A 15,466-nucleotide genomic window follows, 5' to 3' on the forward strand; every position below is an offset into this window, starting at 1 on the left:
CCCGTGAAAGAACCGGATGCTCAGATCGGGTTGTTGAACGTATCGCAGTCGGAAAGCTTGCCGCTCTTGTAGCCGCGCGCCAGCCAGGTCTGCCGCTGCGCCGACGTGCCGTGGTTGAAGCTTTCCGGCACCACATAGCCCTGCATTTTCTTCTGCAGCGTATCGTCGCCGATCTGCCTGGCGGCATTGAGCGCGCTTTCCATATCGCCTTGCTCCAATATGCCCTTCTGCGCCGTATAATGCGCCCAGACGCCGGCGAAGCAGTCGGCCTGAAGCTCGACGCGCACCGACATCTGGTTGGCTTCGGCCTCGCCCATGCTTTGCCGCATCTGGTTGAATTTGGACATGATGCCGGTCAGATTCTGCACGTGATGGCCGACCTCATGCGCGATCACATAGGCCCGCGCGAACTCGCCCGAGGCGCCGAACTGCTGGTCCAGCTGCTGGAAGAATGTCATGTCGAGATAGACCTTGTGGTCGCCGGGGCAATAGAACGGTCCGGCCGCCGACGAGGCGAAGCCGCAGGCCGAGCGGATCTGCCCGCTGAACAGCACCAGCTTAGGGTCCTCATAGGTCAGTCCGTTGGCCTTGAAAATGCCGGTCCATGTGTCCTCGGTCTCGGCCAGCACGGTTGCCACGAACTGCTTCATCTCGTCGGAAGCCGGCGCACCGGTGCCGCCGTCCTGGCTGCCGCTGTTGTCCGTTATCTCGCCGCCGCCAGGCAGCAGGCCTCCACCGCCGCCGCTCAGCACCTGGATCGGATCGATGCCGAAGGCTTTCAGGCCGAAATAGAGCACGACGAGGATGATGATGGTCGAGATCGACATGCCGCCGCCGCTTCTGCCGCCGATCGGAATGCGGAACTGGCCGGGTCCGCCACCACCAAATCCGCCGCCGCCGCTGCTGCGCTGGTCCTCGACATTGTCACTCTGACGACGGCCTCTCCAGAGCATGGCAACTCCCCGCGCTGCGAATTTACTGGTCGATCCGGCGCGAGGCCGGCTCCACCTCATGAACAATTATCTCAATGGTTGCGCCAAGTCACAGCATTTTTCGCGGCCGTGGCCGTGCTGGCATGTTGGCTCCGCTGCTCTGGCCGCGACTGTGGAATGTCTATGGTATCGCCGGCGAAACGGGGCCGGCGTCTTGGCAAAGTCCCTAGCCCGCCGTCATCGCCTTGCGGAACGCTTCCAGTGTCTCGGCGCTGACATGGTGCTCTATGCCCTCGGCATCGATGCGCGCCGTCTCGGCGCTGACGCCGAGCGAACGCAAAAAAGCCTCCACCGTCTGGTGGCGAATGCGGCTCTCTTCCGCGACCTTGCGACCGGCTTCGGTCAAGAACACGCCGCGATAAGGCTTTCTGGAGACCAGCCCGTCGGCACACAGCCTGGTCAGCATCTTGGCCACTGTCGGTTGGGCGACCCCCAGCCTGGCCGCGATGTCGACCTGGCGAGCCTCGTTGCCGTCCTCGATCAGGTCGGCGATCAACTCGACATAGTCCTCGACCAGCGCGCTGCGGCGCGCTTCGCGCGTCTGCCGGAACCCTTCCGAATGGACATCGGCATCGGGCAGCGGCTCACGCGGGACCGGTCTGTTCTTCAGCGCCAATATGCGCTCCTCCTTGGCTGCCCGAAGATTGAATCGGCCCGCATTCATAGCACGGGCCCCCACAATCCTGGCGTTTATTTGCATTCGGGCCCAGGCGCAACCGCATCGCCGCCGCGTCGGAGCACGATCGATCACATCACAAAAGCATGATCAATGAAATATAGCATATTGCATAATGTTGAGCCGCGACATAGATAGGAGACATCATCCATTGCATCAAGCGGAATTCGCCATGTCCGAGACCGACGCCACCGCCATAGCCAGACCCGCGTGGCGGTTCGACAGGCCAGGCGACGAGCAGCCGAGTCTGCGCGAGGTCAATTCCTCGATCGCCGTGCCGAATTCGGGCGTCTGGTTCCGTCGCCTGTTTGCCTTCATGGGGCCGGGCTACATGGTCTCGGTCGGCTATATGGACCCGGGCAACTGGGCGACAGACCTCGCCGGCGGCGCCCAGTTCGGCTACACGCTGCTGTTCATCATCATGCTGTCCAACCTGATGGCGATCCTGCTGCAGGCGCTGGCCGCGCGTCTCGGCATCGCCACTGACCGCGACCTCGCCCAGGCCTGCCGCGCCTACTACCCGCGTCCGGTGAACTTCGTGCTGTGGATCGCCTGCGAGCTCGCCATCATCGCCTGCGACCTCGCCGAAGTGATCGGCACCGCGATCGCGCTGCAGCTCCTGTTCGGCATTCCGCTGATCGGCGGCGCCATGCTCACCGCACTCGACGCCTTCCTGGTGCTTTTGTTGATGAACAAGGGCTTCCGCTATCTCGAAGCCTTCGTCATCGCGCTTCTGATCATCATCTTCAGCTGCTTTGCCATCCAGATCTTCGTCGCCGCGCCGCCGGCCGGCACGATCCTGCATTCGATGTTCGTGCCGTCATCCGAAATCGTCACCAATCCGGCGATGCTCTACATCGCCATCGGCATCATCGGCGCCACCGTCATGCCGCACAATCTCTATCTGCACTCCTCAATCGTGCAGACCCGCGCCTATGAACGCACCGACGAGGGCAAGCGCGACGCCATCAAATGGGCAACGACGGACTCGACCATCGCCCTGATGCTGGCCCTGTTCGTCAACGCCTCGATCCTGATCGTGTCGGCGGTCGCCTTCCACAACACCGGCCACCAGGACGTCGCCGAGATTGGCCAGGCTTTCGAACTGCTGTCGCCGCTGCTCGGCCTGAGCATCGCCTCGATCCTGTTTGCCGTGGCGCTGCTCGCCTCCGGCCTGAACTCGACGGTGACCGCCACGCTTGCCGGCCAGATCGTCATGGAAGGCTTCCTGCGCCTGCGCATTCCGCAATGGGCGCGGCGCCTGCTGACGCGCGGCCTCGCCATCATCCCCGTGGTGGTCGTCACCGCGCTCTACGGCGAAAAGGGCACCGGCCAGTTGCTGGTGTTCAGCCAGGTGATCCTGTCGATGCAACTGCCCTTCGCGGTAATCCCGCTGGTCCAGTTCGTCTCTGACAGGAAGAAGATGGGCAGCCTTGCCATCCCGCGCGGCGTTGCGGCGCTCGCCTGGGTGGTCGCCGCCATCATCCTGGTGCTCAACTTCAAGCTGCTCTACGACACGCTGTTCGGGATCGGCTGAGATCGGCCGCGACAAAGACGCGGCCCGCGCTATTTCTCGGTCGATCATGACCACGATAGCCCAATCCCGAAGCTTCTATGCCAAGCTGATGGCTGCCCAGGCGCGTTCCGCCGATCCGCGTCTTGAAGAGGTGTTCGCGGCCGTGCCGCGCGAGGCGTTTCTCGGTCCTGGCCCATGGACGATCGTCGCCGGCCAAGGCGCGGTCGAGACCCCGAGCGCCGACCCGCGCTTCATCTATCAGAACGTGCTGGTGGTGCTCGATGCCGACAAGGGCATCAACAATGGCGAGCCGTTCCTGCACGCCATGTGGATCGGGAAACTCGCGCCCAGGCCCGGCGAGGCTGTCACTCACATCGGCGCCGGCACCGGCTACTACACGGCTTTGCTGGCCAGGTTGGTTTCACCTGGCGGCACCGTTGCCGCCTTCGAACTGGACGTCGATCTTGCCTCGCGGGCAAAGGCAAACCTTGCGGGCTACGAGAACGTCACTGTCATTCCTGGCGATGCCGTCACATCGGATTTGCCGCCGTCGGACGTCATCTATGTCAATGCCGGCGTCGCGGCACCTCCACCCGGCTGGCTCAAGGCGCTGAAGCCGGACGGCCGCATGATCTTCCCGTGGCGCCCGGCCGAGCGCGTTCCCCTGGCCGTTCTGGTGACCCGCACCGAAAACGGTTTTGCCTGCGACCCTTTCATGCGCTCCTGGTTCATCCCTTGCTCCGGCGCGTCGGTTGCAAGTCTCGCGGCAAAAATCCCGACGCGCGACCAGGCCGCGCGCAGCCGCTCGATCTGGCTGACAGCGGACAAGTTGCCGGACCGCACCGCCACCGCGATCTTTGAGCATGTCTGGTTTTCGTCACGCAGCCTCGATGCGCGGCCTCGGGTCTGACGAACCGAAATTCGGCACGCCCTGTCGGACGGCCAGCCAGTCATCCGTCCTTGGGCTGAAGTCCGGCCCTGACGGCGTGGATCGAAACAGGAGGAGCATCCCATGAGAAAGATCATAGCGGCGACATTCGTCAGCCTCGACGGCGTCATGCAGGCGCCGGGCGGCCCGGAGGAGGATCCCGTCGGCGGCTTCAAGTTCGGCGGCTGGACGTTCCACTATTTTGACGAAGTGGCGGGCGCGGCAATGGATGAACTATTCTCCAAACCCTTCGCCCTGTTGCTCGGCCGCAGAACCTACGACATATTCGCCGCATACTGGCCGTATCAGAAAGATCCGATCGCGGATGCCTTCAACCCTGCGACCAAATACGTAGCGACGCATCGTCCGGATTCGCTCACCTGGCAGAACACGCAATCGCTTGGGCCTGATATCGTCCCGGCGTTGCGCCGCCTCAAACAGGAAGATGGACCTGACCTGCTCATCCAGGGATCGGCCAATCTGATCCAGACCCTGCTCGCCAATGGGCTGATCGACGAGATTCGGCTGATGATCTTCCCGCTGTTGCTGGGCAAGGGCAAGCGGCTGTTCGGCGATGACGCGATGCCGGCCGCCTTCAAGCTGACCCGCTCGCAGGCTTCCAGCACCGGCGTCATCATGGCGACCTACGAGCGCGCCGGCGAAATCAAGACCGGTTCCTTCGTCACGGGGGAGCCATCCGACGCCGAGCTCGAGCGGCGCAGGACCTGGAAGTAAACGCTTCTTTTCCTCTCCTCCACGAACGTGGAGGAGAGGAAACCAGGTTCTGAAAATTCCCTCAAGCCGCCTGCGGCCGGCGCGCCAGCCCGTCGCGTATATGCCGTGCGAACGCTTGCGCCGCCGGGCCGACGCCGTGCCTCGGCAGATGCAGGTTGATCGAGAAATTCGGCAGCGGCGGCAGGCCGGACTCGGACGGCAATATGTCGAGATCGGCCGGCACCGTGGAGGCCAGCCAGGTGGTGACGGCCAGATCGGAACGCACCGTTGCGGTCGTCGCGTCGATATTGCCGTTCTCGAACACGGTGCGCCATTCCAGCCCATGCTCGTGGAGCGCCGAAAGCACAACCGGCCGGAAGGCGCAGCTGTCGGCGACCATCGAGACCGGTAAGGGGCGCTTGGCGCGCGCGACACCGCCCTTGGCGCCGACCCACACCAGCCGATCGATGGCGAGGCACTCGCCATCCGATGCCCCCACCCGCTCCTCGATGACCGCCAGGTCGATAGTGCCGGCCGCGAGCGCCGCGGCCAATTCCGGTGAGGAGGCGCAGACCAGCGATATCTCGACCTGCGGATAGGTTTGCGCATAGGCTTTCAGCACCGGCGCCAGCGTCGTGCCGACAAGGTCGTAAGGCACGCCGAACCGCACCTGGCCGGCCACGACATTGGCAGCCATTTCGGCCCAGATCTCGTCGTTGAGGCTGAGCAGCCGCTTTGCCTTGCCGAACAGCCGCTCGCCGGAAGAGGTCAGCCGCAAGCCGCGCCGGTCGCGCTCGAACAGGCTGCGGCCGAGCGCCTCCTCCAGCCGCCGGACTTGCTGGCTGACGGCGCCTTGCGTCAGGTGCAGCGCATTGGCCGCCGCCGTCATGCTGGCCTTGTCGGCGACGGTGACGAAGGTGCGCATGAGCGTCGTATCGAGGTTGCGGATCATGCCTGCATTATAGATGCTAATGCCCGTCATCGCAAATATTGCATTTACTGATATTCGGCTGCATCTACCATGGGGCCTCCGACTGAGGACGCCGCATGCTCCAACCCGTCATCCCCCTGATCCTGTTCGCCCTGGTGGCGACCAGCACGCCCGGCATCGCCACCACCTTGTCGACGGCGTCGGGCGCGCAGTTCGGCTTTCGCCGCTCCATCCCGCTGGTGGTCGGCAGCGCGGCCGGCCTAGCCACAGTCACTGGGGCGGCGGCCGCCGGGCTGGCCGGCCTGCTTCTCGCCATGCCGTCCTTGCAGCTTGCCATGAAGATCGCCGGCTCGCTCTACCTCGTCTGGCTGGCGCTCAAGATCGGCCGTGCGGGGGCGCCCAAGCTCGATGTGACGATGATCAAACCGAACAGTTTTCTCGGCGGTGCCGGCATTCAGTGGCTGAACCCCAAGGGCTGGGCGATGGGGCTTGGAGCCGCGGCATCCTTCGCCGCACTCGCCGACGGGCCGGCGCGGCTGGCCCTGCTGCTCGGCTCCACCTTCGGCCTCACCGCCGCCTTCTCGCTGTCGCTATGGTGTGTGGCCGGCATGCTGCTCGCCCGGCTGCTGAAGACCGAGCAGCAATGGCGCGCGCTCAATATCCTGCTCGGCCTGGTGCTGGCGGCATCGATCATTCCGATGTGGCGGCAGGCGTAAGATGGGCCTGCAGAACCTGGGTTCCTCGCCCCACAAGGCGAGGCGAGGAACCCGAATCCTGTCAAGCCGCGTAGCGTGCGGCTGGCTTGTCGGCGTGCAGGCTGCCGTAGAAGGTCTGCCGGGCGCCAAGGAAGGCGTCCAGCTTGGCCGTATCGGCAAGCGCGGGCACGGTGACGGCTTCGCCCCTGGCCAGGCCGACAAGGGCAGCATCGACCATATCGTCGGCAGTCATGATGATTTCCTTCGGAAGCTGGTCGATATCGCTTCCCGCGGCTTCCCAGAAATCGGTCCGGGTCGCCCCCGGCAGCACCACCTGCGCCTGGACGTCGGTGCCGGCGACCTCGCGCTGCAGGGCTTCGGTGAAGTTGACGACATAGGCCTTGGTGCCGCTGTAGATGCCGCCGAATGAGGTGTCGAAGGCCAGCACCGACGCGATGTTGACGATAGCGCCGCGGTTGCGCGCGAGAAATCCCGGCAGCACAGCACGCGTCAACCGCGTCAGGGCGATCACATTGACCTTGATCATGCGTTCAGCCGCGTCGGCGTCCACCGTCGCAACCACCTGCGCACCACCAAGCCCGGCATTGTTGATCAACAGCGTGACGCTGTCATCCGTCGATACCGCCCCCTCCACCCGCCGCACATCATCGTCGTCGGCCAGATCCGCACTGATCACGCTGACCTTACGGCTGTAGGCATAGCGCAGCCTTTCAGCCAATTCCTCGAGCCGGTCGGCGCGGCGCGCCACCAGCACCAGGTCATAGCCCTGCCCCGCCAGCCGGTCGGCATAGACAGCGCCGATGCCGGAGGAGGCGCCGGTGATGACGGCGGTGCCCTTGTTCTCATTCTTGCTCATTGTCCTGTTCCTTTCGCGCTTTTCGCTCTGGTTCGGCTTCGACGGATGCGCCGGCTGCCGAGCTTCTCGATCGCCAATTAGTGGCATATGCCACTTTTGCGAAGTAGGTATATGCCACTATCTTGTCAACGGCGGCCGCGAAAACTATTTCTGGCGGCAGGCTGGCACAGTCTTTGCCGGCGAGGAGTTGACATGACCGACCTTCAGAAACCGGGATTCAGCCGGTGCAACAATGCCACCTTGCGGCGCACCGCGCGCAGGCTCGGCCGCTTCTACGACGACGCACTTGCGCCTTCCGGGCTGAAAGGCACACAATTTGGCCTGCTCTTTCAGATCAGTGCCAGCAGCGAACCGGCGATGGGGACCGTTGCCGAGGCGCTGATCATGGATCTCTCGGCGCTCGGCCATACGCTGAAGCCACTGGTCCGCGACGGCTATGTCGAAACCTTCCCCGACAAGGACGATCGCCGCGTCAAGCGCGTCCGGCTGACGCCGCACGGCCAGGCCAAGCTCGAAGAGGCGATCAAGCTGTGGAGTGTCGCCCAGCAGCGCTTCGAGGAGATGATCGGCGCGGAGCAAGCCGCGAAGCTGCGTGCGACGCTGGATGCTGTGGCCTCTCTGGACCTCGAAACGCCGGCGGCCGCTCCCTCCAGCTGAAGCGGCCGCGAAAGAACCAGTGACGAAAAGCTCGGCGCCCTCTACTCCGCCGGCATGGCGACCGGCCGCGCCAGCATCCGGCCGGCCAGCACGATGCCGAGCCCGACGACGGGGAAGACGGCCGCGATGAGGCCGAGATCGGCCGGCCCGCCATAGCGCAGCACGGCGCCGCCAACCACCGCGCCGAGCGCCACGCCGAGATAGAGCGCGGAGGCGTTGAGCGACAGCACGATCGGGGCAGCGTCCGGGGCGAGCTTGATGATGCGGCTCGCCTGCGCCGGCGGGAAGGCCCAGCCGACGATGCCCCATGGCACCATCATGCCCATCAGCGCCGGCCCGGCGAGATGATGCGGCAGAAAGGCCGGGATCAGCGAGAAGGTGACGAGCATGGCAGCGCTCAGCGCCAGCGACCAGCCGACGGTGCGCGTAGCGCCGAAGCGGTCTGCGGCCTGGCCGCCGGCGATGTTGCCGATGACGGCGCCGACGCCGAAGGCGAGCAGCATGCCGGGCAGCGCTATCGGGGAGAGCCCGCTGGCTTCGATGGCCAGCGGCGCGATGAAGCTGAACACGGTGAAGGCGCCGATGAGGGCAAGTGTGGTCGTCACCAGGATCGGCATCACGCCGGGACGCATTGCCGCCGCCAGCCGGCGCTTCAGCGGCAGCTTGGTGCCGATGATGCCGCGCGGCAGCCGATACCAGAGGATGGCGCCGGCGAGCGCGCCGAGGCCTGCAATGGCATAGAACGTGCCGCGCCAGCCGGCTATCGCCGCGACCAGCGCGCCGAGCGGGGCGCCCACCGCTACCGCCACCGTGGTGCCGCCGACGACGACGGCAATGGCGCGGGCCCGGTGATGGTCATCGACCAGCGCCACCGCCGTGCCTTGCGCGGTCGCCGCGAACAGGCCAGACGACAGCGCCATGATGATGCGCGCGGCGAGCAGCACTTCGAAGGAGGAGCTCAAGGCCGCGGCAACGTTGCCAATGACGAAGAACACCAGCGTCCACAGGATGACGCGGCGCCGGTCCCATTCGCCGGTCAGCGTCGCCAGGATCGGCGTGCCGACCGCATAGGCGAGCGCGAAGGCGGTGATCAGCGTGCCGGCGAGCGGAACGGAGATGCCGGCATCCCTGGCGATGTCGGGCAGAAGGCTGGAGATGACGAAGCCTTCGGTCGAGATCGCAAACGATCCGAGCGCAAGCCAGAAAATCCGCTTGTCCATGGCGATGTGTCCTTAGTTCAAAAGTTATTGAACAATTGGACATAGCCCGGCAGGATGTCAATGAAGCCAGGGAAAAATAGCACAACCATCCTGACAGCCCTGTGTCAGCACGGTCGTGAAAGGGAGAGCGGGGTGCACGGCAGACGCGGAGCGGGTGCGTTGAAATCGGCCGGAACTGTGCTTAGGTTGCAGCCATGAGCCTGCCACATCCCAATACGGACCAGATCAGCCTGCCGATCGTGCTCGCCGTGCTCGGCGACCCGACGCGGCTGGCGATCGTGCGTTATCTCGCCAGCAAGGAAGGCGTGCCGCTGAACTGCAGCAAATTCCTCGATCTCGCCTCGAAGACCAATCTGAGCTACCACCTGGCAAAGCTGCGCGAGGCCGGCGTGACTCGCGCAGAAGTGGCCGGCACCAACCGCATGATCACGCTGCGCCGCGCCGATCTCGATGCCCGCTTCCCCGGCCTGCTCGACAGCATTATTGCCGCCGCAGGCGACGATCCGGCGCTGCCGGCGGTCGGCGGCCATGATATCGAAGTGACGGCCTGACTCGCGGGATCTGGGTTCTCGCCCCCACGGAAGTGGGGAGAGGAAACGCTGCCTCACAACCGGAGCTCCCCATGCGCATCGCTGTCCTCGCCGATATCCATGGCAATGTGCTGGCGCTTGACGCCGTGCTCGCCGACCTCGAGCGGCGCGGCGGTGCCGACCTCACGGTCAATCTCGGCGACAGCGTTTCGGGTCCGCTCTGGCCGCGCGAGACGTTTGCGCGGCTGGAAGCGCTGGACCTGCCGACCGTGCGCGGCAATCATGACCGCCGCGTCGCCGCCGATCCGGCCGATGAGACCATGTGGGCCTCCGACATCTACGCGCAGGAACGGTTGACCGGAGCGCAGCGCGAGGTGCTGTTCGCGCAGCCTCTGACGCTGGAGATCGCGCCCGGCGTGATCGCTTTCCATGCCAGGCCCGATCATGACGAGAAATACCTGCTCGATGCGATCACCGATGGCCGGCTGGTGCGTGCGCCGCTGGCGGCGATCCGGCGGCGGTTGAAGGCGCTCGATCCGGCCTGCCGCCTGGCCCTGTGCGGCCATAGCCACCGGGCCGAACTGATCCGCTTGCCAGGCGGTCCGGTGATCTTCAACCCGGGCAGCGTCGGCTGTCCCGCCTATGAAGACTCGACGCGGCCGGCGCATTCCTCCGAGCAGGGCGCGCCGCATGCGCGCTACGGCATCGTCACTTCAGGCGAGCCCGGCCGGCCCGACCGTTTCGAGGCCATCGCCGTCGACTACGATCACGAGGCGGCCGCCAGCCAAGCCGAACAGGCGGGACGGCCCGAATGGGCCATGCGCTGCGAACCGGCTTCATGCCCGGCTGAATGCTCTTCGCATTCATGCCGCCCGGCTGAATGCTTTTTGCATTCATGCCGCCAGGCTGAATGCTCTTTGCATTCCCGGCTGAATGCTCTTCGTATTCATGCCGCCAGGCTGCTCTCTCCCCGCTCCTCCGATGATCGCCTTCACGCAGATCCGTCCCTGCCGGAAGAAAATCTCGCTTCTGGACATGGCGCAGCGTCGTCGCCTATAAAATCGGCTTCGCGTGTGGCGGCGTTTTCGTATCTGGCGGTGCCTTTGGTAATGCAATCTATCGGCCACGGCGAAGCGATGAAGCGCCGGTCTACGTTCCGAACGACGCTCTTCGCGCTGATCGCCGCTCCTGTGCTTCTGACGGTGGCCCATGCCGAGGATGGGCCGTTCATCTCCATCGTAACCGGCCTCGCCCCCGACGATCTCCTCAACGTCCGCGCCCAGCCATCGCCGATCGGCAAGACCGAGGCGCGTCTGGCCAATGGCGCCAGCGTGAACAATCTCGGCTGCATCGACGTAGACGGCCGGCAATGGTGCAAGGTCGAGGCCGAGAACCCGAAAATCAGCGGCTGGACCCCTGCCCGCTACCTGAACCCCGTCAATCCGGCTTCGCCGCCCGATCCGGATCAGGCGGATGCGGCCGCTGCCGCGACCAACAATGCAGGCCAGGCGCTCGGCGCCGCCAGCCCCGCGGCCGCTCAGCCGCCCGACCTGACGGCGCGGCTAGGCGGAGCCGACAATGCGGCTGCCCCCGCAACCACGCCGAAATCCGCCGCGGTGATCGCCATGCAGGATGCTTACGGCCTGGCGCTGGTGGCGAATGAACCGCGCACTGGGGAGAATCCGGCACAGGCGGAGGCCACCGCCGGAGGCGCCGCCATTGAAATTCCCTGTGCGCGCAATGTTGGCCAGCCGATGACCCTTTGCGCGGCAAGCGTCGAGCACAAGGGCAGCGACAAGGCCGACGTCACCGTGACCTGGCCCGACGGCGGCAGCCGCGTCATCTCCTTCTATGGCGGACTGCCCGCCGGCTCCGACGGCGACAGCGATTTCCGCTTCACCCGCGAGGGCAGCCTCAGCATGATCCGCGTCGGCGTCTCGGAACGATTCGAGATTACGGACGCGGTGGCGTTTGGGCATTAATTTGGAAGGCAGTAGGGCAGTAAGGCAATATGTGAAGTGCCTGGAGTGACTGCCCTACTGCCCTACTGCCCTACTGCCCTACTGCCCTACTGCCCTCATTTTCGGGGTTACATCAGGCAAAACTCTTCCCTATAAGGCCCTCCTAGCCTGATACCAGAATCGCAAGCACAACCGGCCGGGTCTCCCGTCCCGGTTTTTCGTGCAAGCCGCTCGCCGAACGGAATTCATAAAGATGCCAAGACGCACCGACATCAAGTCGATCCTGATCATCGGGGCCGGCCCCATCGTCATCGGCCAGGCCTGCGAGTTCGACTATTCCGGCACGCAGGCCTGCAAGGCGCTGAAGGAAGAGGGTTTCCGCGTCATCCTGGTCAATTCCAACCCGGCCACCATCATGACCGACCCGGAACTGGCCGACGCCACCTATATCGAGCCGATCACCCCCGAAGTCGTGGCCAAGATCATCGCCAAGGAGCGCCCGGATGCGCTGCTGCCGACCATGGGCGGCCAGACCGCGCTCAACACCGCGCTGTCGCTGCGCCGCATGGGCGTGCTGGAGCGCTACAATGTCGAGATGATCGGCGCCGACGCCACGGCCATCGACAAGGCCGAGGACCGGGCGCTTTTCCGCGAAGCGATGAAGAAGATCGGCCTGGAAACGCCGAAGTCGATGCTGGCCAACGCCACCGACGTCAAGAATGCCGACCGCAAGACGCATGAAGCCGAACGCGCGGCACTGAAGGCCGAAAAGCCCGACAATCTCGACGCCGCGCTCGACGCGCTGGAGACAAGCTGGAACCTCGGCGAAGGCGACCGCAAGCAGCGCTACATCAGCCACGCCATGGCGATCGCCGCCCAGGCGCTCGACCATGTCGGCCTGCCCGCCATCATCCGCCCCTCCTTCACCATGGGCGGCACCGGCGGCGGCATCGCCTACAACAGGGCCGAATTCTTCGACATCGTCCAGTCCGGCCTCGACGCCTCGCCGACCACCGAGGTGCTGATCGAGGAAAGCGTGCTCGGCTGGAAGGAATACGAGATGGAGGTCGTCCGCGACAGAGCGGACAATTGCATCATCGTCTGCTCCATCGAGAACATCGATCCGATGGGCGTGCACACGGGCGATTCGATCACCGTCGCGCCGGCGCTGACCTTGACCGACAAGGAATACCAGATGATGCGCAACGCCTCGATCGCGGTGCTGCGCGAGATCGGCGTCGAGACCGGCGGCTCCAACGTGCAGTTCGCCGTCAACCCGGCCGATGGCCGTCTCGTCGTCATCGAGATGAACCCGCGCGTCTCGCGCTCCTCGGCACTGGCCTCCAAGGCGACCGGTTTCCCGATCGCCAAGATCGCCGCCAAGCTTGCCGTCGGCTACACGCTGGACGAGCTCGAGAATGACATTACCGGCGGCGCCACGCCCGCCTCGTTCGAGCCCAGCATCGACTACGTCGTCACGAAAATCCCGCGCTTCGCCTTCGAAAAATTCCCCGGCGCCGAGCCGGTGCTGACCACCGCCATGAAGTCGGTCGGCGAAGTCATGGCCATCGGCCGCACCTTCCAGGAATCCTTGCAGAAGGCTTTGCGCGGTCTGGAGACCGGCCTCACCGGCCTCGACGAGATCGAGATCCCCGGCCTTGGCTCCGCCAACAGCGCCGACGACCGCAACGCGATCCGCGCCGCCTTGGGCACGCCGACGCCCGACCGGCTGCGCATGGTGGCGCAGGCGATCCGCATGGGCACCTCGCTCGAAGACGTGCACGCAATGTGCAAGATCGATCCGTGGTTCCTCGAGCAGATCGCCGGCATCCTGGCCATGGAAGCCCGCATCCGCGAGCACGGTCTGCCTGAGGACGCCGCCAATCTGCGCATGCTGAAGGCCATGGGTTTTTCGGACGCCCGCCTCGCCTCATTGACGAAGAGCGACGTGGAAGTCGTTCAGAAGATTCGTGAAAAGCTCGACGTTCATCCGGTTTATAAACGCATCGACACCTGTGCGGCCGAGTTCGCGTCGCCCACCGCCTACATGTACTCCACTTATGAAGTTCCCTTCGCCGGCGCGCTCGCCAACGAGGCGCAGGTGTCGTCGCGCAAGAAGGTGGTTATCCTCGGCGGCGGTCCGAACCGCATCGGCCAGGGCATCGAATTCGACTATTGCTGCTGCCACGCGGCGTTTGCGCTGCGCGACGCCGGCTATGAAGCGATCATGATCAACTGCAACCCGGAGACCGTGTCGACCGACTACGACACGTCGGACCGGCTCTATTTCGATCCCCTGACGGCGGAGGACGTGCTGGAGATCCTGCGCGCCGAGCAGGCCTCGGGCGAGCTGGTCGGCGTCATCGTCCAATTCGGCGGCCAGACGCCGCTGAAGCTCGCCGATGCGCTGGAGAAGGCCGGCATCCCGATCCTCGGCACCTCGCCCGACATGATCGATCTGGCGGAGGACCGCGACCGCTTCCAGAAGCTCTTGCACAAGCTCAATCTCAGCCAGCCGAAGAACGGCATTGCCTATTCGGTCGAGCAGGCCCGCCTCGTCGCCGGCGAGCTCGGCTTCCCCCTGGTGGTGCGCCCCTCCTATGTGCTGGGCGGTCGCGCCATGCAGATCATCCATGACGAGGGCATGCTGCAATCCTATCTGCTCGACACCGTGCCCGGCCTGGTGCCGGAGGACATCAAGCAGAAATACCCCAACGACAAGACCGGCCAGATCAACACGCTGCTGGGCAAGAACCCGTTGCTGTTCGACACCTATCTCAGTGGCGCCATCGAGGTCGATGTCGACTGCCTCTGCGACGGCAAGGCGACCTTCGTGTCGGGCATATTGGAGCACATCGAGGAGGCCGGCATCCATTCGGGCGACTCGGCCTGCTCGCTCCCCGTCCACTCGCTGCCTGCGGAGTTGGTCGACGAGCTGGAGCGCCAGACGGCGGCTCTTGCCCGGGCGCTCAATGTCGGCGGCTTGATGAACGTGCAATACGCGATCAAGGACGGCACGGTCTATGTGCTGGAGGTCAACCCGCGCGCGTCGCGCACGGTGCCCTTCGTCGCCAAGACCATCGGCCGTCCCATAGCGAAAATCGCCGCCCGCATCATGGCCGGCGAAAGCCTGGAAGACGCTTTCGCTCATTACGGCGCCATGCCCGACCCCAGGAACCCCGGCCACATCGCGGTCAAGGAAGCCGTCTTCCCCTTCGCCCGCTTCCCCGGCGTCGACATCCTGCTCGGCCCGGAAATGCGCTCGACCGGCGAGGTCATGGGCCTCGACCGCGATTTTGCCCTTGCCTTCGCCAAGAGCCAGTTGGGCGCAGGCGTCGACCTGCCCCGCTCCGGCACGTTGTTCGTGTCGGTGCGCGACGAAGACAAGAAAGGCATCTTGCCGGCGGTCAAGCGCCTTGCCGGCCTCGGCTTCAAGGTGATGGCCACCTCAGGCACCGCCCGCTTCCTCGCCGAAAACGGCGTCGTCGCCGAAAAGATCAACAAGGTCCTGGAAGGCCGCCCCCACATCGAGGACGCCATCCGCAACCGTCAGGTCCAGATCGTCTTCAACACGACGGATGGCCAGAAGGCGGTGTCGGACTCCAAGTCGCTGCGCCGCGCGACACTGATGCAGAAGGTGCCGTATTACACGACGCTGTCGGGCGCGGCCGCGGTGGCGGAAGCGATCGCGGCGCTGAAGGCGGGGAGCCTGGAGGTCAGGCCGCTGCAGGAGTATTTTGCGTAAACCTCGACGGAACCTCCAACACCG

At 65.0% G+C, this 15,466-nt stretch carries 13 protein-coding genes; 8 read left to right on the forward strand and 5 right to left on the reverse strand.

The annotated features are described in order from the left end of the window. Positions 1-20 precede the first annotated feature (20 nt). The gene (locus FJ867_RS18075; RefSeq protein ID WP_140524850.1) at positions 21-953 is read right to left on the reverse strand and encodes a neutral zinc metallopeptidase; all 933 of its coding nucleotides are present in this window, start codon (positions 951-953) and stop codon (positions 21-23) included. 205 nt (positions 954-1,158) lie between these two features. Further along, on the reverse strand, positions 1,159-1,608 hold the full coding sequence (gene mntR, locus FJ867_RS18080; RefSeq protein ID WP_181165236.1) for a manganese-binding transcriptional regulator MntR: 450 nt from the start codon (positions 1,606-1,608) through the stop codon (positions 1,159-1,161). Positions 1,609-1,840: 232 nt separating this feature from the next. On the opposite strand from mntR, the gene FJ867_RS18085 reads away from it, so the two are divergent. From FJ867_RS18085 to FJ867_RS18095, 3 genes are all read left to right on the forward strand, one after another. After that, positions 1,841-3,205, forward strand: coding sequence for an Nramp family divalent metal transporter (locus FJ867_RS18085; protein WP_140524851.1), 1,365 nt, complete (start codon positions 1,841-1,843; stop codon positions 3,203-3,205). Between the two features lie 46 nt (positions 3,206-3,251). Then, positions 3,252-4,094, forward strand: a complete 843-nt coding sequence (locus FJ867_RS18090; RefSeq protein WP_181168388.1) for a protein-L-isoaspartate O-methyltransferase — start codon at positions 3,252-3,254, stop codon at positions 4,092-4,094. A gap of 102 nt (positions 4,095-4,196) precedes the next feature. Further along, on the forward strand, positions 4,197-4,847 hold the full coding sequence (locus tag FJ867_RS18095) for a dihydrofolate reductase family protein (protein ID WP_140524852.1): 651 nt from the start codon (positions 4,197-4,199) through the stop codon (positions 4,845-4,847). Positions 4,848-4,908: 61 nt separating this feature from the next. On the opposite strand, the gene FJ867_RS18100 is transcribed toward FJ867_RS18095, so the two are convergent. Beyond that, entirely contained in the window at positions 4,909-5,778 is an 870-nt protein-coding gene (locus FJ867_RS18100; RefSeq protein WP_140524953.1) for a LysR substrate-binding domain-containing protein, read from the reverse strand. A 95-nt stretch (positions 5,779-5,873) separates the two neighbouring features. Here FJ867_RS18100 and FJ867_RS18105 point away from each other — a divergent pair, with 95 nt between their 5' ends. Next, on the forward strand, positions 5,874-6,473 hold the full coding sequence (locus tag FJ867_RS18105) for a LysE family translocator (RefSeq protein ID WP_140495928.1): 600 nt from the start codon (positions 5,874-5,876) through the stop codon (positions 6,471-6,473). Positions 6,474-6,534: 61 nt separating this feature from the next. On the opposite strand, the gene FJ867_RS18110 is transcribed toward FJ867_RS18105, so the two are convergent. Then, the gene (locus FJ867_RS18110; protein ID WP_140818130.1) at positions 6,535-7,329 is read right to left on the reverse strand and encodes an SDR family oxidoreductase; all 795 of its coding nucleotides are present in this window, start codon (positions 7,327-7,329) and stop codon (positions 6,535-6,537) included. Between the two features lie 192 nt (positions 7,330-7,521). On the opposite strand from FJ867_RS18110, the gene FJ867_RS18115 reads away from it, so the two are divergent. Next, positions 7,522-7,986: a MarR family winged helix-turn-helix transcriptional regulator gene (locus FJ867_RS18115; protein WP_140818132.1), complete on the forward strand. Its 465-nt coding sequence runs from the start codon at positions 7,522-7,524 to the stop codon at positions 7,984-7,986. Positions 7,987-8,027: 41 nt separating this feature from the next. Here FJ867_RS18115 and FJ867_RS18120 read toward each other — a convergent pair whose 3' ends face one another. After that, positions 8,028-9,206 (reverse strand): MFS transporter, encoded by a 1,179-nt coding sequence (locus tag FJ867_RS18120; protein ID WP_140516769.1) that lies wholly within the window; start codon positions 9,204-9,206, stop codon positions 8,028-8,030. A gap of 194 nt (positions 9,207-9,400) precedes the next feature. On the opposite strand from FJ867_RS18120, the gene FJ867_RS18125 reads away from it, so the two are divergent. The 3 genes from FJ867_RS18125 (at position 9,401) to carB (ending at position 15,442) form a co-directional block, all read left to right on the forward strand. Beyond that, entirely contained in the window at positions 9,401-9,757 is a 357-nt protein-coding gene (locus FJ867_RS18125; protein WP_140495932.1) for a helix-turn-helix transcriptional regulator, read from the forward strand. A 71-nt stretch (positions 9,758-9,828) separates the two neighbouring features. Next, complete coding sequence (locus tag FJ867_RS29380; protein WP_348641400.1) at positions 9,829-11,718, forward strand: metallophosphoesterase family protein; 1,890 nt, start codon at positions 9,829-9,831, stop codon at positions 11,716-11,718. 232 nt (positions 11,719-11,950) lie between these two features. Then, entirely contained in the window at positions 11,951-15,442 is a 3,492-nt protein-coding gene (carB, locus tag FJ867_RS18140; protein WP_140818134.1) for a carbamoyl-phosphate synthase large subunit, read from the forward strand. The last annotated feature ends 24 nt before the right edge of the window (positions 15,443-15,466 follow it).

Origin of the sequence: Mesorhizobium sp. B2-5-3 (genome assembly GCF_006441005.1) — a bacterium.
Lineage (GTDB): Bacteria > Pseudomonadota > Alphaproteobacteria > Rhizobiales > Rhizobiaceae > Mesorhizobium.